Source organism: Parviterribacter multiflagellatus (genome assembly GCF_056863265.1).
In genome coordinates this window covers 545,319-569,666 of sequence record NZ_JBXPIZ010000002.1, presented here as the reverse complement: position 1 = coordinate 569,666, position 24,348 = coordinate 545,319, and the positions used below count along the sequence as shown (strand labels likewise).

General features: G+C 74.0%; 33 protein-coding genes. 12 read left to right on the top strand and 21 right to left on the bottom strand.

Annotation, left to right across the window (positions count from 1 at the left end; all coding sequences use genetic code 11):
* Positions 1–10: 10 nt before the first annotated feature.
* Positions 11–391 (bottom strand): hypothetical protein, encoded by a 381-nt coding sequence (locus AC1UE5_RS06355; protein ID WP_482921273.1) that lies wholly within the window; start codon positions 389–391, stop codon positions 11–13.
* Complete coding sequence (locus AC1UE5_RS06350; protein WP_482921271.1) at positions 388–1,002, bottom strand: NADPH-dependent F420 reductase; 615 nt, start codon at positions 1,000–1,002, stop codon at positions 388–390. Before AC1UE5_RS06350 ends, AC1UE5_RS06355 begins: the two co-directional genes overlap by 4 nt.
* A 27-nt stretch (positions 1,003–1,029) precedes the next feature.
* Here AC1UE5_RS06350 and AC1UE5_RS06345 point away from each other — a divergent pair, with 27 nt between their 5' ends.
* The 5 genes from AC1UE5_RS06345 to AC1UE5_RS06325 are packed head-to-tail and all read left to right on the top strand — an operon-like array spanning position 1,030 to position 5,904.
* Positions 1,030–1,362 carry a holo-ACP synthase gene (locus tag AC1UE5_RS06345; RefSeq protein ID WP_482921269.1) on the top strand — a complete coding sequence of 111 codons (333 nt, stop codon included), beginning with the start codon at positions 1,030–1,032 and terminating at the stop codon, positions 1,360–1,362.
* On the top strand, positions 1,359–2,864 hold the full coding sequence (locus AC1UE5_RS06340; RefSeq protein ID WP_482921267.1) for an NAD(P)H-hydrate dehydratase: 1,506 nt from the start codon (positions 1,359–1,361) through the stop codon (positions 2,862–2,864). Before AC1UE5_RS06345 ends, AC1UE5_RS06340 begins: the two co-directional genes overlap by 4 nt.
* Positions 2,865–2,891: 27 nt before the next feature.
* The gene (locus AC1UE5_RS06335; protein ID WP_482921265.1) at positions 2,892–3,350 is read left to right on the top strand and encodes a CBS domain-containing protein; all 459 of its coding nucleotides are present in this window, start codon (positions 2,892–2,894) and stop codon (positions 3,348–3,350) included.
* Complete coding sequence (gene alr / locus AC1UE5_RS06330; protein WP_482921263.1) at positions 3,350–4,462, top strand: alanine racemase; 1,113 nt, start codon at positions 3,350–3,352, stop codon at positions 4,460–4,462. Before AC1UE5_RS06335 ends, alr begins: the two co-directional genes overlap by 1 nt.
* Entirely contained in the window at positions 4,459–5,904 is a 1,446-nt protein-coding gene (locus AC1UE5_RS06325) for a tRNA nucleotidyltransferase/poly(A) polymerase-related protein (RefSeq protein WP_482921261.1), read from the top strand. Before alr ends, AC1UE5_RS06325 begins: the two co-directional genes overlap by 4 nt.
* On the opposite strand, the gene AC1UE5_RS06320 is transcribed toward AC1UE5_RS06325, so the two are convergent.
* Positions 5,865–7,088: a M28 family peptidase gene (locus AC1UE5_RS06320; protein ID WP_482921259.1), complete on the bottom strand. Its 1,224-nt coding sequence runs from the start codon at positions 7,086–7,088 to the stop codon at positions 5,865–5,867. The two genes, AC1UE5_RS06325 and AC1UE5_RS06320, sit on opposite strands and share 40 nt — an antisense overlap.
* 50 nt (positions 7,089–7,138) lie before the next feature.
* Between AC1UE5_RS06320 and AC1UE5_RS06315 the strand changes: the two genes are divergently transcribed.
* Genes AC1UE5_RS06315 through AC1UE5_RS06305 form a run of 3 tightly spaced genes read left to right on the top strand, consistent with a single transcriptional unit; the run spans position 7,139 to position 9,213 of the window.
* Positions 7,139–7,552 (top strand): HIT family protein, encoded by a 414-nt coding sequence (locus tag AC1UE5_RS06315; RefSeq protein ID WP_482921257.1) that lies wholly within the window; start codon positions 7,139–7,141, stop codon positions 7,550–7,552.
* Complete coding sequence (locus AC1UE5_RS06310; RefSeq protein WP_482921255.1) at positions 7,549–8,331, top strand: enoyl-CoA hydratase/isomerase family protein; 783 nt, start codon at positions 7,549–7,551, stop codon at positions 8,329–8,331. Before AC1UE5_RS06315 ends, AC1UE5_RS06310 begins: the two co-directional genes overlap by 4 nt.
* 9 nt (positions 8,332–8,340) lie before the next feature.
* A complete protein-coding gene (locus tag AC1UE5_RS06305) occupies positions 8,341–9,213 on the top strand; it encodes an alpha/beta fold hydrolase (RefSeq protein WP_482921253.1) in 873 nt (290 codons plus the stop codon).
* On the opposite strand, the gene AC1UE5_RS06300 is transcribed toward AC1UE5_RS06305, so the two are convergent.
* Genes AC1UE5_RS06300 through AC1UE5_RS06290 form a run of 3 tightly spaced genes read right to left on the bottom strand, consistent with a single transcriptional unit; the run spans position 9,149 to position 11,660 of the window.
* Complete coding sequence (locus AC1UE5_RS06300; protein WP_482921251.1) at positions 9,149–9,919, bottom strand: ABC transporter permease; 771 nt, start codon at positions 9,917–9,919, stop codon at positions 9,149–9,151. The genes AC1UE5_RS06305 and AC1UE5_RS06300 overlap by 65 nt on opposite strands.
* A complete protein-coding gene (locus AC1UE5_RS06295) occupies positions 9,919–10,686 on the bottom strand; it encodes an ABC transporter permease (RefSeq protein ID WP_482921249.1) in 768 nt (255 codons plus the stop codon). The genes AC1UE5_RS06300 and AC1UE5_RS06295 overlap by 1 nt, the downstream gene beginning before the upstream one ends.
* Positions 10,683–11,660: an ATP-binding cassette domain-containing protein gene (locus tag AC1UE5_RS06290; RefSeq protein WP_482921247.1), complete on the bottom strand. Its 978-nt coding sequence runs from the start codon at positions 11,658–11,660 to the stop codon at positions 10,683–10,685. Before AC1UE5_RS06290 ends, AC1UE5_RS06295 begins: the two co-directional genes overlap by 4 nt.
* Positions 11,661–11,746: 86 nt before the next feature.
* On the opposite strand from AC1UE5_RS06290, the gene AC1UE5_RS06285 reads away from it, so the two are divergent.
* Entirely contained in the window at positions 11,747–12,502 is a 756-nt protein-coding gene (locus AC1UE5_RS06285) for a hypothetical protein (RefSeq protein WP_482921245.1), read from the top strand.
* Positions 12,503–12,658: 156 nt separating this feature from the next.
* On the opposite strand, the gene AC1UE5_RS06280 is transcribed toward AC1UE5_RS06285, so the two are convergent.
* From AC1UE5_RS06280 to AC1UE5_RS06265, 4 genes are all read right to left on the bottom strand, one after another.
* Positions 12,659–12,988, bottom strand: coding sequence for a hypothetical protein (locus AC1UE5_RS06280; protein ID WP_482921243.1), 330 nt, complete (start codon positions 12,986–12,988; stop codon positions 12,659–12,661).
* A gap of 84 nt (positions 12,989–13,072) precedes the next feature.
* Positions 13,073–13,537, bottom strand: coding sequence for a hypothetical protein (locus AC1UE5_RS06275; RefSeq protein ID WP_482921241.1), 465 nt, complete (start codon positions 13,535–13,537; stop codon positions 13,073–13,075).
* Between the two features lie 14 nt (positions 13,538–13,551).
* A complete protein-coding gene (locus AC1UE5_RS06270) occupies positions 13,552–13,815 on the bottom strand; it encodes a hypothetical protein (protein ID WP_482921239.1) in 264 nt (87 codons plus the stop codon).
* A gap of 30 nt (positions 13,816–13,845) precedes the next feature.
* On the bottom strand, positions 13,846–14,916 hold the full coding sequence (locus tag AC1UE5_RS06265; protein WP_482921237.1) for an HD-GYP domain-containing protein: 1,071 nt from the start codon (positions 14,914–14,916) through the stop codon (positions 13,846–13,848).
* A gap of 199 nt (positions 14,917–15,115) precedes the next feature.
* On the opposite strand from AC1UE5_RS06265, the gene AC1UE5_RS06260 reads away from it, so the two are divergent.
* Positions 15,116–15,838 (top strand): c-type cytochrome, encoded by a 723-nt coding sequence (locus AC1UE5_RS06260; protein ID WP_482921235.1) that lies wholly within the window; start codon positions 15,116–15,118, stop codon positions 15,836–15,838.
* Here AC1UE5_RS06260 and AC1UE5_RS06255 read toward each other — a convergent pair.
* From AC1UE5_RS06255 to AC1UE5_RS06245, 3 genes are read right to left on the bottom strand one after another with little or no spacing between them, the layout of a single operon-like run.
* A complete protein-coding gene (locus AC1UE5_RS06255; RefSeq protein ID WP_482921233.1) occupies positions 15,831–16,151 on the bottom strand; it encodes an ArsR/SmtB family transcription factor in 321 nt (106 codons plus the stop codon). The two genes, AC1UE5_RS06260 and AC1UE5_RS06255, sit on opposite strands and share 8 nt — an antisense overlap.
* Positions 16,148–16,510, bottom strand: coding sequence for an SRPBCC domain-containing protein (locus tag AC1UE5_RS06250; RefSeq protein ID WP_482921231.1), 363 nt, complete (start codon positions 16,508–16,510; stop codon positions 16,148–16,150). The genes AC1UE5_RS06255 and AC1UE5_RS06250 overlap by 4 nt, the downstream gene beginning before the upstream one ends.
* The gene (locus AC1UE5_RS06245; RefSeq protein WP_482921229.1) at positions 16,507–17,133 is read right to left on the bottom strand and encodes a TetR/AcrR family transcriptional regulator; all 627 of its coding nucleotides are present in this window, start codon (positions 17,131–17,133) and stop codon (positions 16,507–16,509) included. The genes AC1UE5_RS06250 and AC1UE5_RS06245 overlap by 4 nt, the downstream gene beginning before the upstream one ends.
* A gap of 88 nt (positions 17,134–17,221) precedes the next feature.
* Between AC1UE5_RS06245 and AC1UE5_RS06240 the strand changes: the two genes are divergently transcribed.
* Both AC1UE5_RS06240 and AC1UE5_RS06235 read left to right on the top strand, forming a co-directional pair.
* Entirely contained in the window at positions 17,222–17,962 is a 741-nt protein-coding gene (locus AC1UE5_RS06240; protein ID WP_482921227.1) for an SDR family NAD(P)-dependent oxidoreductase, read from the top strand.
* Between the two features lie 91 nt (positions 17,963–18,053).
* On the top strand, positions 18,054–18,650 hold the full coding sequence (locus AC1UE5_RS06235; protein ID WP_482921504.1) for an ATP-dependent Clp protease proteolytic subunit: 597 nt from the start codon (positions 18,054–18,056) through the stop codon (positions 18,648–18,650).
* A gap of 6 nt (positions 18,651–18,656) precedes the next feature.
* Here AC1UE5_RS06235 and AC1UE5_RS06230 read toward each other — a convergent pair whose 3' ends face one another.
* The 8 genes from AC1UE5_RS06230 to AC1UE5_RS06195 all read right to left on the bottom strand — a co-directional run bounded on the left by AC1UE5_RS06230 (position 18,657) and on the right by AC1UE5_RS06195 (position 24,345).
* Positions 18,657–20,216, bottom strand: coding sequence for a polyamine aminopropyltransferase (locus AC1UE5_RS06230; protein ID WP_482921222.1), 1,560 nt, complete (start codon positions 20,214–20,216; stop codon positions 18,657–18,659).
* On the bottom strand, positions 20,216–20,890 hold the full coding sequence (locus AC1UE5_RS06225) for a hypothetical protein (protein ID WP_482921220.1): 675 nt from the start codon (positions 20,888–20,890) through the stop codon (positions 20,216–20,218). The genes AC1UE5_RS06230 and AC1UE5_RS06225 overlap by 1 nt, the downstream gene beginning before the upstream one ends.
* A gap of 2 nt (positions 20,891–20,892) precedes the next feature.
* Positions 20,893–21,387: a DUF4247 domain-containing protein gene (locus AC1UE5_RS06220; RefSeq protein ID WP_482921218.1), complete on the bottom strand. Its 495-nt coding sequence runs from the start codon at positions 21,385–21,387 to the stop codon at positions 20,893–20,895.
* Entirely contained in the window at positions 21,384–21,878 is a 495-nt protein-coding gene (locus AC1UE5_RS06215) for a DUF2617 family protein (RefSeq protein ID WP_482921216.1), read from the bottom strand. Before AC1UE5_RS06215 ends, AC1UE5_RS06220 begins: the two co-directional genes overlap by 4 nt.
* A gap of 1 nt (position 21,879) precedes the next feature.
* Complete coding sequence (locus AC1UE5_RS06210; protein ID WP_482921214.1) at positions 21,880–22,155, bottom strand: hypothetical protein; 276 nt, start codon at positions 22,153–22,155, stop codon at positions 21,880–21,882.
* Entirely contained in the window at positions 22,152–22,748 is a 597-nt protein-coding gene (locus AC1UE5_RS06205; protein ID WP_482921212.1) for a DUF4178 domain-containing protein, read from the bottom strand. The genes AC1UE5_RS06210 and AC1UE5_RS06205 overlap by 4 nt, the downstream gene beginning before the upstream one ends.
* A 128-nt stretch (positions 22,749–22,876) precedes the next feature.
* On the bottom strand, positions 22,877–23,497 hold the full coding sequence (locus AC1UE5_RS06200) for a cytochrome c oxidase subunit 3 (RefSeq protein ID WP_482921210.1): 621 nt from the start codon (positions 23,495–23,497) through the stop codon (positions 22,877–22,879).
* A gap of 20 nt (positions 23,498–23,517) precedes the next feature.
* Complete coding sequence (locus AC1UE5_RS06195) at positions 23,518–24,345, bottom strand: hypothetical protein (protein WP_482921209.1); 828 nt, start codon at positions 24,343–24,345, stop codon at positions 23,518–23,520.
* Positions 24,346–24,348 lie beyond the last annotated feature (3 nt).

Below are 24,348 nucleotides of genomic sequence, written 5' to 3'. Positions count from 1 at the left end.
CGTCGTCGGGTCAGCCGCCGCCTGCGGGCGGCGGCAGCTCGCCGCTGTCGATCATGCCCTGCAGGACCTCCGCGGCGACCGGGCGCAGCTCGCTGGCCGGCGCGGGCTTGCCGCCGCGCTCGAGGAGCTGGCGCTTCTCGAGCTCCCGGCACGCCCGGGTCCAGTAGAGCTTGACGTCGTCGCGCGTCTGGTCCTCGAGGTAGGGGTCCGTGTCGCTGTCGTCGTACTGCTCCAGGCCCGACTCGATGCACGCCTCGACGCGGTCGGCGGCGCGGTCGGAGGCGGACGGCAGCTCGGGCTGCGAGCGCTCGTCCAGCGCGTACACGACCACGAGCGCGCAGATGCAGAAGACGACGAGGTACAGCGGCTTGCGCTTGATCGGCATCTTCACCGCAGCACCTCGCGCGCCTCGGCGCTGGTGAGCTCGGCGCCGTAGAGGGGCGAGCCGGGCTGCTGGAGCCGGCCGCCGGCGGCGAGCGAGCCGGTGTCGACCGGGTCGAACCCGATCTCGTCGATGAGGTCGCGGACGGTGCGCTTGGCGTCGCGGTCGTCGCCGGCGAGGAGCAGGACGAGGCGCTGCGGGTCGCCGGCGGGGCGGCCCTCCTCCTCGAGCGAGCCGGCCTCCATCGTGTTGAACGCCTTGACGACGTGCGAGCCCTCCAGGTGCTGGGCGACCAGCTCGCTGCTCGTCAGGACGTCGTCGTCGAGGTCCTTGATGTGCCCGTCGCGGCCGGGGTAGTAGTTCATCGCGTCGATGACGATCGTGTCGTCGAGCGCGTCGGCCGGCAGCTCCTTGTAGGCGCGCAGCGGGATCGCCACGAGGACGACCTCGCCGTGCTCGCACGCCTCCTCGACCGTGCCGGCGCGCACGCCGTCGCCCTCCTCGTCCGCGAGCGTCTGCGGCCCGCGCGAGTTGGCGATGACCACGTCGTGGCCGGCGTCGGCGAAGAGCCGCGCGGCGGTCCCGCCGATGTTGCCTGCCCCGATCACGCCGATGCGCACGCTCGGGAAGGTAGCGTTGCGGGCCGTATGGGCGTCGGCATCGACCTGCTGGAGATCGAGCGGCTGGAGCGCGCGCTCGAGCGGCGGCCGCGGCTCGCGGAGCGGCTGTTCACCGACCGCGAGCGCGCGTACGCGGAGGGGAAGGCGCGGCCCGCGCAGCATCTGGCGGCGCGGTTCTGCGCGAAGGAGGCCGTGGCGAAGGCGCTGGGGCTGGAGGCGTGGTCGTGGCAGGACATCGAGGTCCTCGGAGGCGGGCCGCCTGAGCTGGTGCTCCACGGGCCGCTCGCGGGGAAGGACGTCGAGGTGTCGCTGACGCACTCGAAGGGGATGGCCGGCGCGGTCGCCATGGTGCGCGGGTGAGCGCGCTGCCGCCCGGGCTGAGCCCGCTCCCCGACGCGGAGCAGATGCGCGCCACCGACGCCTGGGCGATCGAGGAGCGCGGCATCCCGTCGCTCGACCTCATGGAGCGCGCGGGCGCCGGGCTGGCCGACCTCGTCACCGAGGTGGCCCCGAGTGGGGTGGTGGCGATCCTGTGCGGCGGCGGCAACAACGGCGGCGACGGGTTCGTGGCCGCGCGGCTCCTGCGCGAGGCGGGACGGGAGGTGCGCGTGGTCGTCACGACGGCGCTGGAGAAGTTCGGCGGCGACGCGCGGGCGAACCTCGAGCGGCTGGACGAGGCGCCCGGCCCGTGGGACCCGGCCGTGCTCGACGGGGCCGCGGTGGCGGTCGACGCGCTGCTCGGCACGGGGTTCGCCGGCGCGGTGCGCGAGCCTGTGCGCTCCGCGATCGCAGAGCTGAACGCGCGCGAGGGGCTGAAGGTCGTGGCGTGCGACGTGCCGTCCGGCGTCGACGCGTCCACCGGCGAGATCGCCGACATCGCCGTCGAGGCCGACGCCACCGCCACGTTCCACCGCGCCAAGCCCGGCCTGTGGGTCGCGCCCGGCAAGGGGCACGCGGGGACGGTGCGCGTGATCGACATCGGCATCCCGGACGGCGCGCCGCCGCGGCCGCGGCTCGGGCTGATCACGCCGCGTGCGACCGCGGACGTCCCGGGACGCGACGCCGCGTCGACGAAGTTCTCGTCCGGGCACGTGCTCGTCGTGGGCGGCTCGACCGGCCTGACGGGCGCGCCGTGCATGAGCGCCGAGGCCGCGATGCGGGCGGGCGCCGGCTACGTGACGTGCTGCGTCCCCGCCTCGCTCAACTTCGTCTTCGAGCAGCGGCTGCTGGAGGTCATGACGATCCCGCTCGACGACCGCGACGGCCACCTCGTCGAGGCCGGCGCCGAGCGGGTCCTCGCCGAGAGCGAGCGGCGTGGCGGCGCGCTCGTCGTCGGCCCGGGCTTCGGTCGCAGCGACGGCGCGGTGGCGCTCGCGCGGACGCTGGCGGCGCGCGCGGACGTCCCGCTCGTCCTCGACGCCGACGGCCTCAACGCGCACGCCGGACGCCTCGGCGCGCTCGCGGCCCGCACCGCCCCGACCGTCCTCACGCCGCACGCCGGCGAGCTGGGGCGCCTGCTGGAGGTCGAGTCGCGGGCGGTGGGGGAGCGGCGCCTGCACCACGCCCGCGCCGCGGCCGAGCAGGCGGGCGCGATCGTCGTGCTCAAGGGCGACGACACGCTCGTCGCCGCCCCCGACGGCCGCGTCGGCGTCAGCCCCGGCAACGCGCCCGCGCTCGCCACCGCCGGCACCGGCGACGTCCTCTCCGGCGTCGTCGCCGCGCTCCTCGGCAAGGGCCTCGACCCGTTCGCCGCCGCCTGCGCCGCCGTACGCCTCCACCTCGAGGCCGGCCGCCGGGCCGCGACGCACCGCCGCGCTGAGAGCGTGATCGCGTCCGACGTGATCGATGCGCTGGGGCGATGACGGGAACGCCCACATAGACTTCCCGCCGTGCCGACCGTACGCGAGATCATGGACACCGACGCCCCGACCGTCACGCCGCAGGACACGGTGGAGACCGTCGTGCACCGGCTCAAGGAGCACGACCTGACGGGCATCGCCGTCGTCAACGAGGGCGGGCGCTGCGTCGGCATCGTCACCGAGAACGACCTGGTCATCGGCGACGAGGAGGGCGACCTCCGGCTCCCGCACATGATCAGCCTGTTCGGCGGGGTGGTCTTCCTGGAGCCGCTCAAGCGCTTCGAGGACCGCCTGAAGAAGGCCGCGGCCGACGACGTCGAGGACATGATGACCGCGGACCCGATCACGGTCGACGCGGACGCCGACGTGCGCGAGGCCGCGCGGCTCATCGTCCAGCACAAGCACAACCGCATCCCGGTCGTCGAGCACGGCCGGTACGTCGGCATGGTCACGCGGCTCGACGTGCTCGAGGCGATCGCCGACCTGTAGTGCTGCGGGCCGTCGCCCAGATCGACACGGACGCCATCGCGTCGAACTGCGCGGTGCTGCGGCAGGCCGCGCCCGGCGCGGCGCTGTGCGCGGTCGTGAAGGGCAACGGCTACGGCCACGGCGCCGTGATCGCCGCGCGCGCGGCGCTGCGGGGCGGAGCGACGTGGCTCGCGGTCGCCGCGTCGCAGGAGGCGGCGGAGCTGCGCGCGGCGGGGCTCGACGACGTTCCGATCCTCATCCTCGGCGCGCTGTCGAGCGAGGAGCTCGACCAGGCGCTGGCCGCCCGCGCCGACGTCGTCGCGTGGACGACCGAGTTCGCCGACACGGTCGCCGCGCGCGGGGGCGGGCGCGTGCACGTCAAGCTCGACACCGGCATGGGCCGCCTCGGCACGCGCAGCGCGGAGGTCGCGAGCGCGGTCGTCGAGCGCGTCGGCCGGCCGGTCGGCCTCATGACCCACTTCGCGACCGCCGACGAGCCCGAGGACCCGTTCATGGGGGAGCAGCTCGACGCGTTCCTCGCCTGGGCCGCGCCGTACAAGCGCGACGATCCTGGGTTGATCCTCCACACCGCCAACAGCCCCGGCACGCTGCGCGATCCGCGCGCGCAGCTCGACCTCGTGCGCTGCGGCATCGCGATCTACGGCCTCGACCCGTACCAGGGCGACCCGCTCGCGCGGGGCCTGACGCCGGCCATGCGGCTGACGTCCTACGTCGCGGCGGTGAAGCGGATCGAGCCCGGCCAGACCGCCGGCTACGGCCGCCGCTGGTCGCCCGCGGAGCCGACGTACACCGGCACGATCCCCGTGGGCTACGCCGACGGCTACCGCCGCGCCCACACGAACAACGGCGAGGCGCTCGTCGGCGGCCGCCGCGTCCCGGTCGTCGGCACGGTCTCGATGGACAACATCACCGTCGACCTCGGCCCGGAGCCCGACGTGCAGGTGGGCGACGAGGCCGTGCTGATCGGCGCGCAGGGCAGCGAGCGCATCCTGGCGGAGGAGCTCGCGCGGCGGCTCGGGACGATCAACTACGAGATCACCGCCGGCCTGACCGCGCGCGTGACGCGGGTCGCGGTGGGGGAGGCCCCCGCCGGCGCGGGCGGCGCGGCGTGACGGCCTCCGCCCCCGATCCCCTCGCCGTCGCGCGCGAGGCCCTGCGCGGCGCGGACGCGTGGCTCGTCGGCGGCGCGGTGCGCGACCGCATCCTGGGGCGGCTCGGCGCGGCCCCCGACCTGGACCTCGTCATCGACGGCGACGTCAAGGCCGCGGCGCGCGCGCTGGGCAAGGCGGTCGGCGGGCCGTCGTTCGAGCTCTCCGACGCATTCGGCGCGTGGCGCGTGATGAGCCGCGACCGCGCCTGGCAGGCCGACCTGACGCCGATGCGGGGCGGCTCCCTCGACGCCGACCTCGCGCTGCGCGACTTCACGATCAACGCGATGGCCGAGCCGCTGGAGGGCGGCCCGCCGGTCGACCCGTTCGACGGCGCGCGCGACCTCGACGCCCGGCTCCTCCGCGCCGTCGGCCCGCGCTCGTTCGCCGACGACCCGCTGCGCGTGCTCCGCCTCGCGCGCCAGGCGTGCGAGCTGGGCCTGCAGGTCGACACCGACACCGAGCACGCGGCCGAGGCCGAGGCCGCCCGGCTGGTGGGCGTCGCGCAGGAGCGGGTGTTCGCCGAGCTCAAGCGGATCGTCACCGCCGACGCCGCGCTGTCCGGCCTCCACCTCGCCGACCGCACCGGCGCGCTGGAGGCGGTGCTCCCCGAGCTGGGCGCGCTGAAGGGCGTCGAGCAGACGATCTACCACCACCGCGACGCGCACGGGCACACGCTGGAGGTGCTGGAGCGCGCGGTCGACCTCGACCGGGACCCCGCGGCCGCGTTCGCCGCCGCCGGCTGGCCGGAGGGGGAGGAGCACGCCCCCGGGCTGCGCGCGGTGCTCGACGCGCCGCTCGCCGACGACCTCACGCGCGGCGGCGCGCTGCGGTTCGGCGCGCTCCTGCACGACATCGCCAAGTCGCGCACCGCGATGCCGAACCCCAAGGGCGGTTACGGCTTCCCCGGCCACGACGAGCTCGGCGCCGAGATGGCCCGCGACATCCTCACGCGGCTGCGTGCGTCCGAGCAGCTCAAGCGGTTCGTCGAGGGGCTCACGCGCCACCACCTGCGCGCCGGGTTCCTCGTCCGGCACCGCCCGCTCGACGCGCGCCGCATCCACGAGTACCTCAAGCGCACGACGCCCGTCACCGTCGACGTGACGCTGCTCTCGATCGCCGACCGCCTCGCGACGCGCGGGCGCAAGCACGAGGAGGCGATCGCCAAGCACCTGGACGTCGTCGCGCAGCTGCTCGGCCCGGCGCTCGCCTGGCAGGAGCACGGCCCGCCTGCGCCGCTCGTCCGCGGCGACGAGCTCGTGCGCGAGCTGGGCCTGACGCCCGGGCCTGACCTCGGCCGCGTCCTCGACGAGCTCGCCGCCGCCCAGTACGCCGGCGAGATCGCGACCCGTGAGGACGCGCTGGCCTACGCCGCGTCCGCGGCGGCGTCGACGCCGGGCCCGTAGTCCGCGTCGCCGCGGGAGATGCGCCGCGCGGTCGCCTCCGCCACCTTCACCGCGTCCTCGACGGTCCCGTAGTCGATCCGGTCGGCCGTGTCGGTCGGCTGGTGGTAGTTGGAGGGGAGCTTGTGCTCGTCGAACGACGCCAGCAGCGCGCCGCGGTAGCCCTTGCGCAGCGTGATCAGGGTGTCGGAGCCGAACGAGAGCCAGTGCTCGCGGATGAGCTCGACGCCGGCCTCCTCGGCCGCCGCGGCGACCGTGTCCTTCAGCGGCCCGGAGTAGGGGCGCTTGGTGAGCATCCCCTCGCCCTCCATCATGATCAGCCGCGGCGAGCCGACGGTGTCGAGCACGAGGATGTCGGTGTGCTCGCGCGGCAGCTCGTGCTCGTGCCGCTCGATGAAGGCGGTCATGCCCTCCTCGAACGACTCCTCCGAGCCCGTGGACACGAAGAGCACGCGCAGGCCGCCGTCCAGCGGCTCGTCGCGCAGGCGCTTGGCCACCTCCAGCACCGCGGCCACCGCGGACAGGTTGTCGTTCGCGCCCGGCACGACCTGCGACGCGCCGATGTTCGCCATGTTCGCCGCGCTGCCCAGCGAGAGGAACGTCCCGAGCGCGCGGAGCCGCTTGAGCCGCAGCAGCGAGCCGAGCGCCACCAGCACCGGCCCGTAGAAGACGAGGTTCATCGTCCCCGGCCACGCGCGGCCGTTCTCGACCCGCTCGGGGAACCGCTCCGCGTACGCGCGCACCGCGGTGAAGTCGAACGCCAGGCCCGTGTGCGCGGCGTCGTGGTGGGCGACGAGCACGAGCGTGCGCTGCGCGTCCGGGTCGCCGCCGCGGCCCACGACGTTCCACGTGGAGCGCTTGGGGAGGAACCGGCGCGTCCAGTAGCCGCGCCACAGCCCGCACTCGTCCCACACGGCCAGCGCGCTCACGGCGGCGACGGCGGCGGAGACCAGGCGCCCGCGCAGCCCGCGCGGGCGGGCGAGGCCGGCGAGGCCCGCAGCGGCGGTCGCCAGGCCGATCGGCCACCAGTACGTGCCGTGCGCCGACTCCTCCTCGACGTCCGCGGTGTAGCCCAGCTCGCGCAGCTCGGCCGCGATCCACTCCGCGGCGCGGCGCTCGCCCTCCGAGGCGGAGGGGCGCTCCCAGGTGGTCAGGTGCTCGATCGTGTGTCGCAGGTCCGTCGCCATCAGGCGGTCGACACTACACCGCGCCCCGCGCCCAACTAGGGTGCGCGGGCATGGCCCGGGATCCCGACTGCATCTTCTGCAAGATCGTCGCCGGCGAGCTCCCCGCGACGAAGGTCGACGAGGACGAGCGCACGATCGCCTTCATGGACATCAGCCCCGCGACGCGCGGCCACGCGCTCGTCATCCCGCGCGAGCACACGCGCGACCTGCTCGAGATCGATCCGGAGGACCTCGCCGCGGTCGCCCGCATGGCGCAGCGCGTCGCCAAGCGCGCCAAGGACAAGCTGGGCGCCGACGGGATCAACCTCCTCAACTCCTGCGGCGAGCAGGCCTGGCAGACCGTCTTCCACTTCCACGTCCACGTCATCCCGCGCTACGCGGACGACCCGCTCGAGCTTCCGTGGATCCCTTCGGCCGGGGACGCGGACGACATCAAGGCCGCCGGAGAGGAGCTGCGCGCGTGAACCACCTGGGTCCCTGGACGCTCGAGACGGAGGGGCCGCTCGCGGTCCTGACGATCGACAAGCCCCCGCTCAACCTCTTCGACCAGCCGGTGTTCGACGGCCTGATCGCGGCGGTCGAGCAGGTCCGCACCGACCGGCCCCGCGGCCTGCTGATCCGCGCCGAGGGCCGCGCGTGGACGGGCGGCGTCGACGTCCACATGTTCCAGGGCCTGACGCCCGAGACCGGCGGCGACGTGTGGCGCAAGGGCCTGGAGCTGATCCAGGCCGTCGAGGACCTGCCGCTCCCCGTCGTCTTCGCGGCGCACGCGCTCACGCTCACGTGGGGCTTCGAGCTGGCGCTCGCCTGCGACCTCATCGTCGCGAGCGACAAGGCGAAGTTCGGCCTCGTCGAGATCGTCGTCGGCCTGACGCCGTCCATGGGGGGCCCGCAGCGCCTGGCGGAGAAGGCCGGCGCCAACCGCGCGCGCGAGCTCGTCTTCACCGGCGAGCTCTACGACGCCGAGACGCTGAAGGACTGGGGCGTCGTCAACAAGGTCTGGCCGGCGGACGAGTTCGACGCCAAGGCGCGCGAGCTGGCGACCCGCCTGGCCAACGGCCCGACGCTCGCCCACGCGGCCACGAAGGAGCTCGTGAAGGCGCAGAAGGAGGGCGGCGCGCGGGCAGCCGACCAGCTCGTCCCCGAGATCGGCGGCGGCCTGTTCGCGACCGAGGACCTCAAGGGCGCGGTCGAGTCGTTCCTCACCGTCGGCCCCGGGAAGGCGACCTACCAGGGCAAGTAGCCTGGGCGGATGCCCGTGGTCGAACATGCCGGCGCGCGCCTGCACTGGCGCGCGTCGGGCGCCGGGGAGCCGGTGCTGATGATCATGGGCCTCAACGCGAGCGCGCTGGGGTGGCAGCGGCTGCTGCCGTACGTCGCCGACGACCACGAGGCGATCGTGTTCGACAACCGCGGCACCGGTCGCTCGTCGCCCGTCAGCGGCCTCCTGTCGATGAAGGACCTCGTCGGGGACGCGCTCGCCGTCCTCGACGCCGCCGGCCACGAGCGCGCCCACGTCATCGGCGCGTCGATGGGCGGCATGGTCGCGCAGCACCTGGCCCTGGAGCACCGCGACCGCGTCCTCAGCCTCTGCCTGTGCTGCACGACGCCGGTCGGCCGGGGCGGCCCCGCGCCGCCGTGGCGCCTGCTCACCGCCGCCGCGCTGCGTCCGTTCGTCGACCCCGACCGCTCGTCCTGGGTCCTCGCGCCGATGCTCTACGCCGAGCACACGCGCGAGCAGGCGCCGCACCGGATGGACGAGGACCTCCAGCTGCGCAACGTCCAGCCGACCCCGGCGCGGACGACGTGGGCGCAGCTGGCGGCGATCTCGCGCCACGACACGCGCAGGCGGCTGCACGAGCTGGCCGGGCTGCCGACGACCGTCGTCCACGGCGACAGCGACCTGCTGGTCCCGACCGACCGCGGGCGCGAGCTGGCGGCGGCGATCCCGGGCGCGCGGCTCGTCCTGGTGCCGGACGCGGGCCACCTGATGTCGACCGACAACGAGCGCGACAGCGCGATCGCGGTGCTCGACCACCTCGCGGACGCGACCGCGGGCGCTAGCGCCCGACGCGCCGCATCATCCGGATCGCGCCGCCGCCGAGCACGAGGAGGAGCAGCGTGAGCGCCAGCACGGCGTGCCACGTCCGCTCCCAGCCCAGCCCGTAGACGAACGGCTGCCGGACGCCCTCCAGGACGTAGTTGACGGGGTTGACCGTCGCGACCGCGCTCAGCCAGCCGGCGAGCAGGTCCTTCGGGGCGTAGGCGGTGGTGAAGAGGATCGACGCGAACGCGACGATCTGCATCAGCGGCGCCGCCTGCTGGGTGCCGAACCGCAGCGCGATCACCGTGCTCCAGCACGCCATCGAGGCCGCGAAGGCCATGACGAGCAGGAACGCGAGCACGAGGCCGCCCACCGACTCGACGTCGACCCCGAGCGCCAGCGCGAGCAGCACGAGGAACGTCGCGGGCAGCAGCGAGCGCAGCGAGGCGCTCGACACGATCCCCGCCAGCAGCACGATGCGCGGCGACGGTCCCACGAGCAGCCGGTCGAACCAGCCCCGCTCGATGTCGCGCGCGAGGTTGACGCCGGTCGCCGCGCCGGTGAAGCCCGCGCCCTGCAGCATCCCGACCGGGACGATGAACGTGCGGAAGTCGGTCGCGTCGAAGCCCGGCAGCTGCGCGGCCGCGCCGAACACGCCCGACAGGCCGACCATGAAGATCGCGGGGGCGAGGATGCCGGGGATCGCGCCGCCGGGGACGCGGAGGATCTCGTTCAGCGCCCGGCGCGAGAGCGCGAGGATCACGCGGAGGTTCTGCGCGGCGGTCACTACGCCTCCCTCAGCCGCCCGCGCAGCGCCACCAGCGCCGCGCCGCCCGCCACGACGATCACCAGCAGCGCCGCCGCGAAGCCCTCCAGCACCGGCCCGGCGTGGACACCGTGGACGATGGGCTCACGGAGGCCGTCCGCGATGTAGCTGAGCGGGTTGTAGTCGGCGATCCAGCTCGCGGGCGACTGCAGCAGGTCGCGGGGGAAGAACGCGCTCGAGACGAACAGGACCACGAAGACGAGCGGGAAGATGCCCTGGACGGTCGACGCGTTGCGGGCGCGGAACGCCAGCAGCATCCCGATCGCGCCGAACCCGATCCCGCTGCAGATGCCGAGCAGGATCACGAGCAGCGCGCCCGGCACCCCGCCCTCGATGTGCGCGCCGAACAGCAGGCCGACGGCCAGGAACCACAGCACCTGGAAGATCGCGATCGTCCCCGTCGCGATCAGCCGCCCGACCAGCAGCGCGGACCGGGGGATGGGGGAGGCGACGAGCCGGTCGAAGAACCCGCCCTCGATCTCCAGCGCGGTCGCGATGCCCGCCGTCACGCCGCCGAGCAGCATCGACTGCGTCATCGCGGCGGCGAGCTGGAAGTCGAGGAAGCCGTGCACGTCCTCGAAGCCCGGCAGCTCGGTCGTCCGCTGCAGCCCGCCGGTGTTGACGGCCAGGAACAGGCTGGGGAAGAGGATGAGCGGGGCGAGGAACTGCGGGCGGCGCAGGCTCGTGCGCAGCGCCCGCGCGGCGAGCGCCAGCGAGGCCCGGATCAACTGCCGCCACCCGCGCCCGCACCGGCACCCTCCAGGTGCCGGCCGGTCTTCTCCGCGAACACGTCGTCGAGCGTCGGGGACTGCAGGTCGAGCGACGCGACGGTGAAGCCCGCGTCGTCGAGGGCGCGCACGATCGGCGCGACGCCCGCCGCGCCGTCGGGCAGCGCGACCGACAGGTGGCAGCCGATCGCGTCGCGCTGGTCGCCGAACCGCGCCAGCACCTCGCGGGCGCGGGCGAGGTCGTGCTCGTCCTCGCCATCCTCGGATGCGAGCGTGATGTCGAGGTGCGGCACACCGACCTCGGCCTTCAGCCGCGCCGGCGTGTCCTCGGCGACGATCTTGCCGGCGGAGATGATCCCGACCCGGTCGGCGAGCTGGTCGGCCTCCTCGAGGTACTGCGTCGTGAGGAAGACCGTGGTGCCTTCGTCGCGCAGCCGCCGCACCTCGTCCCACAGCGTCGAGCGCGACGTGGGGTCCAGGCCGGTCGTGGGCTCGTCGAGGAACAGCACCTCGGGGCTGTGGATGAGCGCCATCGCGAGGTCCAGCCGGCGCCGCATCCCGCCCGAGTACGTGCCGACACGGCGCTCGGCGGCCTGCTCGAGCCCGACGCGGCGGATCAGCTCGTCGGCGCGCTCGGCGACGTCGCGCGGGGCGATCCCGTGCAACGTGGCTTGCAGCTCCATGAGCTCCCGCCCGCTCATCAGCAGGTCCAGCGCGGCCTCCTGGAGCGCCACCCCGATCCGCTTGCGAACCTCCTGGGGCTCGGTGGAAACGTCGAATCCGGCCACCTTCGCCTGACCGCCGGTCGGCCGCAGGAGCGTCACCAGCATCCGCACCGTGGTGGTCTTCCCTGCCCCGTTGGGACCGAGGAAACCGTAGACTTCGCCCGGCTCGACGCGCAGGTCGATGCCGTCGACCGCCTTGAGGCCGCCCTTGTACTGGCGCTGCAGGTTGACGGCTTCGATGGCGGGCACGACGCCTGAGCCTACTTCCGTCGAGCAACTCCTATCGGCCAGAGGTGTTGGAACCCACTGTGATGAAGAAGACCCTGAACGCTGTCGTGGCTGCTCTGCTGCTCCTGGTGGTGGCGCCTGCGGCAGCGCCCGCGAAGGTCGTCGAGATCGGGCGGGCGAACGAGGCCGAGGAGCTGCCGGCGCCGAGCTGCCCGACCAGCCCCTGCTTCGCGATCAGCCGCACCACCGGCTACCAGGCCAAGGTCGGGACGAACCGCGCCCTCATGAAGGTCCCCGAGGACGGCCGCATCGTCGCGTGGACGATCCGGCTCTCGACGCCCGGCCCGAGCCAGATCAAGTTCTTCAACGAGCGGCTCGGCGGCACCGCGTCCGCCGGCATCGCCGTGCTGCGGACGGGCAAGCGGCTGTTCGGCCGCGTCGTCGCGCAGAGCCCGATCGTCGAGCTCGACCAGTACTTCGGGCAGACCGTGCAGTTCCCGCTCGAGACGTCGATCGCGGTCAAGAAGGGCTCGACGATCGCCCTGACGGTCCCGACCTGGGCGCCGGCGCTGGCCACCGGCCTCGGCGGCGACACGTCGTGGCGCGCCTCGCGCCCGGCCGGCGACTGCGACGACACCTCGACGCAGACCGCGCAGACCGACATCCGGGATCTCGCGCAGTACCGCTGCCTCTACCAGCGTGTGCGCCTCTCGTACGCGGTGACGCTCGTGACGAACCCGGTCCCGAACAAGCCGACCGAGGGCACCTCGACGACCGGCACCGGCACGACGACGACGCCGGCCACCACGCCGACGACGCCGACGACGACCACCACCACGCCGACGACGCCCACGACGCCGTAGATCGGGGGGAGAACGGCGCGAGGCCGCGCTCAGAGCGCGGCCTCGCACCTGCCGGCGCGCCTTCCCCAAGGCGCGCCACCCGTCCTTCGTTGCCGCGACGCGTGCCGCGTGCGGCGTCCCCAACGCGGCGCTCCGGGCGCCGCGAAGTCTGTGTGGCTAGGCCGCTTCGGGCAGCGTGCGCACCCGGGCCCGGCCGCTCATCGACGGCGCCCAGCCGTCCTCCTCGCCGTCGTGCTCGGCGCGGTGCCACACCGCGAGCCGCTTCTGCGCGAGCGAGCGCAGGATCACGACGACCGAGCCCAGCCGGAGCTCGGCGTGGTCGGCGACCCGCCGCGCGCCGGTGTCCCCGCCCGACTCCGGGCTGAGGTCGACGAGCGCGGCGAGGACGCGCTGCTGCGGTCCGGTGAGCGGTGGTCCGTGCCAGTCCCGGCGGCGTACCGCCCGGGAGGACGACCAGGTCGAATGAGCAAAGTCCCCTGCGGCCATGTTCCGGAGATCGGCCGCCCGTGTGTCTGACTTGAACCGGGTGTCGGCGCGCCGACAGAACCGGTCAGGGAACGTACAACCGGTTCAGCAGGCGCCGGGGTTGTTCGTGCAGAAGCTGTCGTCGCCGCCCGCGGACGCGCCGCCGGCCTGGGCGCCGCCGGTCTCCTCGGCGGGGGCTTCCGGCTGCGGGGTCTGCTGCTGCGTGTCGGGCGCGGCCTGGCCGCCGGCGTCCGCCGGGGTCTCGGCGGCGGGCGCCTCCTGCTGCGGGGCGGCCGTGCCGCCGCCGCTCGCCGTGCCGTCGTCGGCCGCGGCGCCACCGGTCGCGCCGGTGTCGCCGGTGTCGGTCTCGGTGGTGGAGGTCGTCGACGTGGTCGACGTGCCCTCGTCGTCGCCCGCGTCCTCGTCGGACGCGCGCTCGTCGGCCGACGTGGTGGGGATCGTCAGGTCTGGCGACGTCTTGGGCGCCTCGTAGGCGACCTCGCTGCCGCCGCACGCGGCCACGAAGAGCGCCAGGACAACGACGAGAACGGCGGCGGTGACCTGGCGCACGACGGGAAGGGGGACTACGGCGCGATCGGCGCCATGCGGCGCCCGCACGTCGGGCAGTCGTTCAGGTCGCGCTGCGCGAGCTGATCGCACCAAGAGCAGAAACGGAGGTTCTCCACGGCCCACGGCAGGGTGGACTTCGACGGCGGCAGCGGGGTCACCTTCCCGAGCACCTCGAGCTCCTCACCGGTCTCGCGGTCGAGGTAGGTCTGGCCGTGCTCGGCCTCCATGATGATCTCGCGGCCCGTCGAGGGCGTCCGGAATCGATAGCGCGGTGGCATGTCGCCTCACAGCCTACCGGCGATGGCGGATCAGAGGACCGCCGAGGAGATCCGGCGGCGCGCGGGCTGCGCGACGTCCAGCTCGCCGGCCTCCTCCAGGTCGATCGTCCCGCGCTGCACGCCCGCCGTCAGCGCGCCCACGACCTCGGGGTCGAACTGGTGGCCGGCCTCCAGCCGCACGCGCTCGTAGGCGACGCTCATGGGGAGCGCGCGGCGGTACGGGCGGTTGGCGGTCATCGCCTCCAGGGCGTCGCAGACGCTGAAGACGCGGGCCGCAAGCGGGATCTCGTCGCCCGCCAGCCGCTCCGGGTAGCCGCCGCCGTCCCACCGCTCGTGGTGGTGCAGGACGACGTCGGTGACCATCGGGTCAAGGCCGAGCGGGCGCACCACGCGCGCGCCGGTCTGCGGGTGGCGGCGCATGACCTCCCACTCGTCTGCCGTCAGCGCGCCGGGCTTGGTCAGGATGCGCTCCGGCACGCCGATCTTGCCGACGTCGTGGAGCAGGCACCCGTAGAGGAAGTCGTCGGTCGCCGTGAGCGCAGGCTCCACCTCGTGCGCGAGCTGCGTCGCCAGGCGGCTGACCGCGCGCAGGTGCTGGCTCGTGACGGTGTCCTTCGCCTCGACCGCGGCCGCGAGCGACTCGATCACCGCGCGGTTGCGGCGGCGCGTCTCGGCGTGGAGGTTGGCGTAGAGGTCGATGACCGGGCGGACGACCGCGACGTCGATCAGCCCGTGGCCGTCGGTCGCCGCGGCGACGGTCGCGGTGAGCTGGCGGTCGCTCGTCGTGGAGGCGACGATCGAGAGCGCGCCCGCGTCGAGGATCGAGCGGACCGTGGCCGGGTCGGTGTCGTCGTGGAGGACCACGGTGCCGGCGGACGGCCAGGACGCGTCGAGGAGCGCGACGCCGGCGATCGCCTGCTCGGCGCTCTGCCCGACGGTGTCCAGGAGCACGACGTCCGGGACCTCCGCGGCGCGCGTCATCGCCTCGCCCGGTGTGGCGAGCTCGACGGTGACGGCCATCCCGCTCGCGCCGAGCACGCGCTGCGCGCGCTCGCGCCGGGCAGGGTCCGTCCCCACGAAGCCCAGGTCCTTCCCGCTCAAGAGATCCCCCTTGCGTCCTCGGGCAACCCTACAGGCATCCGGGAGGGGCGTGTTCGACGCATGCTCGTGCTCGCGTCCGTGCGACACCGTCATCGGGTGGGGGTCTTTCGCCTCGTGGCGCGAGTTCCTCCTGTCCGCACGGCGGGTTGCGCGGCACCCGCTTGTGCAACATCTGGCACAACCGGTAGGGTGCCCGCTCGTGGGTCTGAGGAGGCCGATCGCCGTCCTGCTGAGCGGGTGCGCCATCGCTGTGGCTGCGTCCGGCTGCGGGCTGAAGGAGGACGAGCCCGATCTCGTCGCGGGCAAGCAGCAGTTCGCCGAGAAGTGCGGCTCGTGCCACACGCTCGCGCGTGCCGGGACCAAGGGCATCCAGGGCCCGGACCTCGACGAGGCGTTCCGCCAGGCGCTCGAGGACGGGATGGATCGCGCGGGGGTGCGCGGCGCCGTGTTCGAGCAGATCGAGAACCCGGCGCGGCTGCCGAAGGACTCGAAGGTCTACATGCCCGCCGACCTCGTCACCGGCGACGCCGCGCACGACGTCGCGGCGTACGTCGCCGAGTCGGTCGCCAAGGGCGGCAAGGACACCGGGCTGCTGGCCGAGGCGGTCAAGGCGCCGGGCGGCGGCGAGCCGGCGGTGGCGGAGAACGGCGAGCTGACGATCGAGGCGACCGGGCAGCTGGCCTACGTGACCGACAAGGCCGAGGCCGAGGCGGGCCCGCTGACGATCAAGTCGCCGAACCCGTCCGGCACGCCGCACGACATCGCGATCGAGGGCAACGGCGTCGAGGGCAAGGGCGAGGTCGTCTCCAACGGCGGCGTCTCGCAGTTCGAGGTCGACGTCAAGCCGGGCGAGTACACGTTCTTCTGCACCGTCGAGGGCCACCGCGCCGGCGGCATGGAAGGGAAGCTGACGGTCAAGTAGCGCGGCGGCGCTCGGCGGCGCGCGCGAGTGCGGCGAGGCGGTCGTCCCACTTGCCGCCGACGTCGACCATCCACCCGATCGCGTCGGTGAGCGGCTGCGGGGTGGGGCGGTAGCGCGTCTCGCGGCCCTCGCGGGTCCCCTCGACCAGGCCGGCGCCGGCGAGGACGCCGAGGTGCTTCGCCACCGCCTGCCGCGTCACGGGCAGGTCGGCGGCGAGCTCGGTCGACGTCGCCGCGCCGCGCGCGGCGATCGTCGCGAAGAGGTCACGGCGGGTGCCGTCCGCGAGCGCGCCGAAGACGGCGTCGACGCTCACGCCGCGGCGAGCGCGCCGAACCGCGCGAGGGCGGGGCCGGCCAGGAGCGTGGGGCCGGCGGTGAAGCCGCTCTCGACCACCACGACGCGCGTGCCGCTGACGGCGGGCACGAGGCGCAGCTCGACGTGCGTGGCGGGCTCGTCGCCGGTCCACCACCAGAAGGCGATCCGCTCGCCGGGCTCGACCTCCTCGACCACCGCGCGGCGCTCCTCGCCGTCCGGCAGCGTCAGCGTGCCCTCTTCGCCCGCCTCGAGCAGCAGGTCGGCGTCGTCGACGAGCCACTCCTCCAGCTCGGTCACGGTCTCCCACGCCTCGTCGGCGTCGAGCGGCAGCAGCACCTCACGCGTCACGCAACTCATCGGTTGCGACTATAGGCCATCGCGTCCCACGCGGCCATCGCGCTGCCGATGATCGCGTCGAGCTCCTCGGCGCTCGCGCCGTCGCGGGCGGCGTACGAGAGGCCGTTGAGCAGGGCGGCGTAGTGCCCGGCGAGCGCTCCGGTGTCGGTGTCCTCGGGCAGCTCGCCGTCCAGCACGGCGCGGTCGAAGCGGGCGCGCATCCCGGCCACGGATTCGCGGCGCAGCCCGGCGAGGTGGTCGCGCACGGCCTGGGTCTTCGCGCTGCCCGCCGCGGCCGAGAGCACGATCATGCAGCCCGGCGGCTTGTCCGGATCCACGTACGCCCGCGCCTTCTCGCGCAACATCTCCTCGACGCCCTCGCGCGCGGTCGCGGCGCCCTCCAGCGTGTCCTGCCCGTCGCCCTCGGTCGCGGCGTAGAGGGAGATCGCCTCGCGGAACAGCTCCTCCTTGGATCCGAACGCGGCGTAGAGGCTGGGGGAGCTGATCCCCATCGCGTCGTTGAGGTCGCTGATCGAGGTGCCCTCGTAGCCCTGGCGCCAGAAGACGAGCATCGCCTGGCGCAGTGCCTCGTCGCGATCGAACGCGCGTGGCCGGCCGCGGGACGGGGTGGGGGGAGACGCCATCGGTCTCATTGTAGATCGACCGATACAGAAGTGCTACCGTCCTCGCCGCGCGCATTCTGTATCGATCACTATGGAAATGAGGGACGACATGGGTGAGCTGGACGGCAAGGTCGCGCTGGTGACCGGTGGGAGCCGCGGGATCGGCGCCGCGGTGGCGCGACGGCTGGCCGCGGACGGGGCCGGCGTGGCGATCACGTACGCCCGCGACCGCGCGGGCGCCGAGGCGGTGGCGCGCGAGGTCGCCGCGGCCGGCGGGCGGGCGGTCCCGGTGCAGGCCGACAGCGCCGACCCGTCAGCGGTTCGCGGCGTGGTCGCGCGCGCGGCGGACGAGCTCGGTGGGCTCGACGTGCTCGTCAACAACGCGGGGATCTTCCCGTACGGGCCGATCGAGGACGTGGGGGAGGAGGAGCTGGAGCGGGCGCTCGCCGTCCACGTCAAGGGCTCGTTCGTCGCGGCGCAGGCCGCCGTGCCGCGGATGCGCGACGGCGGCGCCATCGTGAGCATCGGCAGCTGTCTCGTCGACCGCGTCGCGAGCCCGAACATGACGCTCTACACGATGAGCAAGTCGGCGCTCGTCGGGCTCACGAAGGGGCTCGCGCGCGACCTCGGGCCGCTGGGCATCACCGCCAACGTCGTGCACCCGGGGCCGATCGACACCGCCATGAACCCGGCCGACGGAGAAGGCGCCGACCATCAGCGCGAGCTGCTGGCCCTCGGTCGGTTCGGCACCGCCGAGGACGTGGCGGCGACGGTCGCGCACCTCGCCGGCCCGGGCGGCCGCTTCATCACGGGCGCGGAGATCGCGGTCGACGGCGGGCACGCCGCCTGACGCGCAACGCGACGGTTGCGGGTGCTGCTACGGTGGCGAGCACCCGCAACCGACCGGTTGCGTCAACCCCGCGAAAGGAGCCGACGTGCCCCTGGTCCCCATGGTCATCCAGAGCGACGGGCGCGGCGAGCGCTCGTTCGACATCTACTCGCGCCTGCTCAACGAGCGGATCGTCTTCATCGGCCAGGCGATCGACAGCGACGTCGCCAACCTCGTCGTCGCGCAGCTCCTGCACCTCGAGGCGACCGACCCCGACCGCGACATCTCGATCTACATCAACTCGCCCGGCGGCGAGGTCTACGCGGGGATGGCGATCTACGACACGATGCGGTTCATCCGCCCGGACGTGGCGACCGTCTGCTGCGGCATCGCGATGTCGATGGGCGCGGTGCTGCTCGCGGGTGGGACGAAGGGCAAGCGCACCTCGCTGCCCAACAGCCGCATCCTCACCCACCAGCCGCACGGCGGCTACCAGGGCCAGGCGACGGACATCGAGATCCACGCCCGCGAGGCGCTGGCGCTGCGCGAGCTGCTGGAGGACACGTTCGTCGAGAACACCGGCCAGTCGAAGGAGCGGATCAAGGCCGACATGGACCGCGACCGCTACTTCACGCCCGTCGAGGCGCAGGCGTACGGGCTGATCGACAAGGTGCAGGCCGAGCGGCCGTCCAACGGCAACGGCGGCTGACGCCGGCTACTCGAGCTGCCAGCCGCGGCGCGTGTACTCGACGATCCGCGCGCGGTTGAGCGTCGACGCCTGCACCGGTACGCGCTGCCGGTCGGGCGGGAAGACGCTCGCCGCGCGCAGGGTCGCCGCGTCGAGGGTGCGCAGCGCGTCCGGCGGGGCGAGCGTGAGCGCCGGCGCGCGCCGGCCGGCGGCCGCCAGGTGGAAGCCCCAGTCGCCGAACGACGGCACGTCGACGTGGTACGGCACGGTGCGCAGGCCGGCCTCGCGCAGCGACGCCTCGATCGACCAGTACGCCTCCTGCGCGAAGTACGGCGAGCCGGACTGCACGACGATCCGCCCGCCCGGCGCGAGCAGCCGGCGCGCGAGCATCCCGTACAGCTCGACCGAGTAGAGCTTGGCGATGTCCTCGGCGTCCGGGTCGGGGAAGTCGACGACGATCACGTCGAACGCGTCGCGCGCCTCGCGCACCCACGTGAACGCGTCTCCCGTGACGAGCTCGACGCGCGGGTCGTCCAGCGCGCCGCGGTTGAGCTTCCGCAGGTCCTCGTCCTCGCGCGCGAGCCGGAGCATCTCGGGGTCGAGCTCCACCTCCACCGCGCGCTCGACATCGGGGTACCGGAGCACCTCGCGCAGCGCCAGCCCGTCTCCGCCGCCGAGGACGAGCACGCTGGCGTGGCGGCCGGCCATCGCGGGGTGGACGAGCGCCTCGTGGTAGCGCGCCTCGTCGACCGAGCTGAACTGCAGGTCGCCGTTGAGGAAGAGCCGCACGTCGCCGCCACGGAGCGCCCGCGTGACGACGATGTCCTGGTAGCGGGAGCGCACGTGCGTCGCGATCGGGTCGTCGTAGAGCGCCTGGCGCGCGCTGGCCTCGAAGTCGCCGGCGACGGCCGCGGTGCCGGCGAGGATCGCGACGACCGCGGCCAGGGCGGCGGACAGGGCGGTGATGTGGGCGCGGGGGAGCGTCCGGCGCAGCGGCCACAGCACGACCGCGCCGGCCACCGCGTTCACGGCCCCGAACGCGAGCGCGGCCTGGACCTGGCCGAGCGACGGCAGGATCAGCAGCGGGAACGCGATCCCCACGGCGAACGCGCCCACGTAGTCGACCGCGAGCAGCGTCCCGACCGTCTGCCCGACGCTCTCGCGCCGCAGCCGGGCGAGGATCGCGGCGAGCAGCGGCAGCTCCGCGCCGACCAGCACGCCGAGCACCACCGACACGACGCGCACCGCCGGCCCGTACAGGTCGAGCCACGCGTACGCCGAGAAGAGCGCGAGCGCCGACAGCCCGCCGAGCAGCGCGAGCACCGCCTCGATGCCCACGAACGCGGGCGCCGCGTGCCGTTCGGGGATCTTCGCCGCAAGCCACGAGCCGGCGCCCATCGCCGCCACGAACGTCCCGAGCACCATCGCGGTCTGCGCGGTGGAGGAGCCGAAGAGGATCGTCCCGAGCCCGACGATCACGAGCTCGTACGCGAAGCCGCAGACCGCGCAGACGAACGTCGCCGCGAGCACGACGCGCCGGGCGCTCCGCGCGCCCGCCGGCACCGCGACGCCCTCCGCGGCGGCCATCAGGACGTCGAGGTCGTGCCGCCGCGGCCGCGCAGGGCGCCGTAGCCGGCCCAGACCAGGCCGACGACGAGGACGGCCCCGAAGAACAGGAGCACCAGCCAGTTCTCGCGCAGGAAGTCGTTGCCAGGCGGGTCGGTCGGCGTGCCCTGCTGGGCGACCGGCGTCGTGGACGGCTCGAACGGCAGCGGCTCGGCCTCGCCGTGGTCCGCGACCAGCGCGGGCAGCGCGCCGACGGCGTTGATGAGCGTCACGTCGTTCGTGTCGCCGGTGAGGTCGCCGTCGGAGTAGCCGAGGTCGCCCAGCTCGCTGAGCCGCGGCGGGTCGCCCAGGTTCGACTCGATCGACCAGTACGCGCTGTCGTCGGAGTCCGAGCTCTCGCTCGTGTACGTCACGGTGCCGGTCAGCACGACCCACTTGTCGCAGCCGGCGACGCCGGGGCCGACGTCCTTGCCGGGCCCGAGGTTCGACCCGACGTCCGGCCCGCCCTCGCTGCCACCGAAGTCGTTGACGTCGAAGCGCCAGCCGTAGCAGATGCCCTGCTCGGCGGTGGCCTCGGCGAGCGTGTTGGCCAGCTCGGCCGCGTCCTCGGGCGCGAGGATCGCCGCGCGCACCGGCGACGACGGCAGCAGGAGCAGCAGCGCGAGCGCGAGCGTGACGGTGCCGAGCGCGCGCACGGTCACTTCCCCGCCGCCGGCCCGCCGCCGCGGAACCGCTCGCCGGGGCCGCCGTAGGTGCCCCACCAGCCGCCGATGTACGGGTTGAAGTAGCCGTAGCCGTCGCGCTCGCGCGCGTCGAGGATCTTCGTCCGGCCTCCGTCGCCGCCCCCGTCGACCGCGCGCACGACCTGGCCGCGGGGATCCGCGGAGGCCGTCGCGGCGCCGGCGGGGAGGACGCCGATCATCCGGTCGCGGTAGCGCAGGAAGTGGCCTTCGGGGGTGGAGCGCCGGTCGGCCGGCGAGTGCGCCTTGGCCAGGTCGCCGGCGAGCTTGCCCGGCGTCCCGCGGCACGACCACGCCTGCGCGCGGTGGCCGTTCGGGTCGCGCTCCACCTGGCCCTTCGTGCAGTGGTCGGCGAGCCAGTCGTCGATCGACGAGCTGCACGCGAACACGCCGGCGAGCCCCAGCACGCCGACGAGGGCGACCGCGAGGCCCATCTTCACGCCCCTGGTCACTGGCGCTCCAGCAGCGTCTGGGTGGTCACGATCTCGCCCGAGCCGGGGTAGACGTGCACGGTCCACCACGCGACGCCCGCAGGCGCCGGCGCGCAGCCGATCGCGGTCACCGCGTCGGGGGAGCCGGGGAACACGCCGGCGAGCGCGTGGTCGTCGTGCTGGCAGCGCTCGCGCAGCGCCGCCGCCCGCACGCGCAGCTCCAGCGGGCTGAGCTGCTCGACCCGGCTGGCGAACGCGTGCCGCAGCCCGCGGACGACCTCCGCGCGTGTGGCCGGGAGCGGCGCCGGCGCCATGCCCGGCATGCACGCCACGGTCTCGGTCAGCCCGCTCGCGACGACCTGGTGCGAGGCGCCGAGCACGCGCAGCTCGACGTCCAGTGCGCCGACGCGCAGCCGGACGGTCTTCAGCGCCTCCTGGCGCGGCAGGTCCAGCCACAGGCCGAGCGCCGCGGCGGACGTGTCGACGTACGGGGCGGAGACCCGCGCCAGCACGTCAGGCGCGCTCCCCGGGCCGGCGCAGGCGCGCGACGACGGCCTCCTGGGTGCGCAGCGCGGCGCGCTGGCCCTCGATCTCCTCCGTCACGCGCGCCGCCACCGCGCGCCAGCGCAGCGCGGTGTCCGCGAGCGACGGGTCCGCGCCGTCGAGCCCGCCGCGCACGTCGAGCCGCTCGGCCTCGGCGAGCGCCTCCGCGCGCTCGTGCACGAGCGCGTTGAGCCGCGAGCGCAGCCGCAGCTCCTCCAGCAGGGCGCCGTCCAGCTCCGTGCTCACTGCGCGGGGTAGAGGTCGAGGACGTGCTCGGAGATCGTGGTCCCGACCGAGACCTCCCAGCCGCCGCTGCCGTACTTCTCGAACGAGAGCAGCCGGCCCGGCCCGCTGTAGTCGGCGTACTGCATCTGGCCGGACTCGGGCGGCGCGTCGTCGGAGCGCTCGATGCGGAACCGCGCGCTGCCCTGCTCCTCGCGCGTGAAGGTCGTGCCGTCGTGCGTGATCGACGCCGCGCCGGGCTCGAGCTCCACGCCGGCCAGCGGCTCGTAGACCGCGACCTCGACGCCCTCGTCGTCCTCCACCGACAGCCACAGCTTCCTGCCGCCGACCGCGTCGAGCAGCAGGTGCTCCTGCCAGCGGAAGCCGTCCTCGTCGAAGTGGATCGTCCGGTCGACCACGTAGTCGGTGCCCTCGTACGCGACGACGTCGCGCGGCTTGAGGCGGCGCACGTCGCCGTGGACCGCGCGCTGGTCCTCCTGCGGCGTGCGCTGCGGCGGCAGCTGCCGCTTGGGGGTCGACGAGCGGCCGCGGGCCACCGCGAAGGCGGCCCCACCGAGGACGAGCAGGACGACGATGACGATCAGGGCGGTGACCATGGCCCCCGCACCCTAGATCGTCTACCTGACGAGCAGCGCCACCCCGGTCACGAGGAGCACCGCGGCGGCGACCACGACCAGCCAGCGGAACGCGGCCGCCTCCGACGTCAGGGGGTTCCCGAGCCGCCTCAGAGCAGGTACACCGACGAGAAGACGATCACCCACATCACGTCGACGAAGTGCCAGTAGATGCCCGGGATCTCGACCCCGCGGTGGTCCTCCGGCGTGAAGTGCCCGCGGAAGGCGCGGGTCGTCGACATGATCAGCAGCGTCAGGCCGACGGCGACGTGCGCGCCGTGCAGCCCGGTCAGGCCGTAGAAGATCGACCCCTGCGCGAACGCCTGCGGGGTCATCCCCTCGTGGCTCAGCGAGATGTACTCGTTGATCTGGACGAACAGGAACGTCGCCCCGAGCAGCGTCGTCAGGAAGAGCCCCGCGCGCAGCCCGGCGTGGTGGCCCTTCTTGATCGAGTGCAGCGCCCAGTGCATCGTCAGCGACGAGCTGAGCAGGATCGCCGTGTTGACCGCCGCGACCGACTTCGGGAGCGCGAACTCCTCGAACGGGAACCACTCCTCCCCCTGCACGACCCGGATGAAGAAGTAGGCCGTGAAGAAGGCCCCGAAGACCATCACCTCGGAGATGATGAAAAGCAGCATCCCCAGCAGGGACGGGTCCACGCGGGAGCTGCGGTTGGCCTCCGGAGGGCCGTGGTGGTCGCCGTGACCGACGCTGATCGAAGCGGCTTCCATCGCCTGACGCTGCGCCGCCGCTAGGCGGGCACGCCCTCCAGGTGGACCTCGACGTGGTCGACCTTCGCGGCCGTCGAGTTGCGCACCCGCTCGACGAGGTCGGCGCGCAGCCAGCCGGACTTCTCGCCCGGCAGCGTCGAGATCACGACGTGGTCGACGGTGAAGAGCTCGAGCGCGTTGCGCACCGCGTCGTACGGGTCGGGGTCGCCGATCATCCCGCTCGCGGTGATGCCGTGCTCGCGCAGCTTGGCGATGAACGCCGTGAGCCGCTCGCGGGCCGCCCCTGTGTGGTGGCCCTCCTTGCCGTCCTGCGGGACGACGGCGATGAACACGCGCTCCTCCTGCTCGGCGTCGCGCTTGAGCAGCTCCATCAGCTCGTCCCCGCCGGCCGTGCGGTTCGCGACGACGAGCGTCACGCCGACCGCCAGCCCCTCGCTCTGCAGGTCGGTCACGACGTGCTCGACGGGCAGCCCGTCGGCCGCGTCGCGGATGCGGTCGACCAGGTCCCGCCGCAGCCAGCCCGAGCGGGTCTGGGGGAGGGTGGAGACGATGATCTCGTCGGCCTTGAAGCTCGCCAGTGCGTCGGTCGTCGCCGAGTACGGGTCCTCGTCGCCGATCTCGCCGGTGAACTCGATGCCCTCCTTGCGCAGGTAGGCGGAGACGAGCTCGATGCGCAGCCGGGCGGCGTCGCGCTCGGCCTCGTCGTAGATGACGTTGCCGTGGCGCGGCTGGGCGAGCGGCACGACGAGGTGGAAGCGGTGGTCGCCCTTGGCGTGCCGCTCACGCACCGCGTCGAGGAGCTTCTTGCCTGCGACGGTGCGGTTCGCGACGACCAGAACGTTGGGCATGGG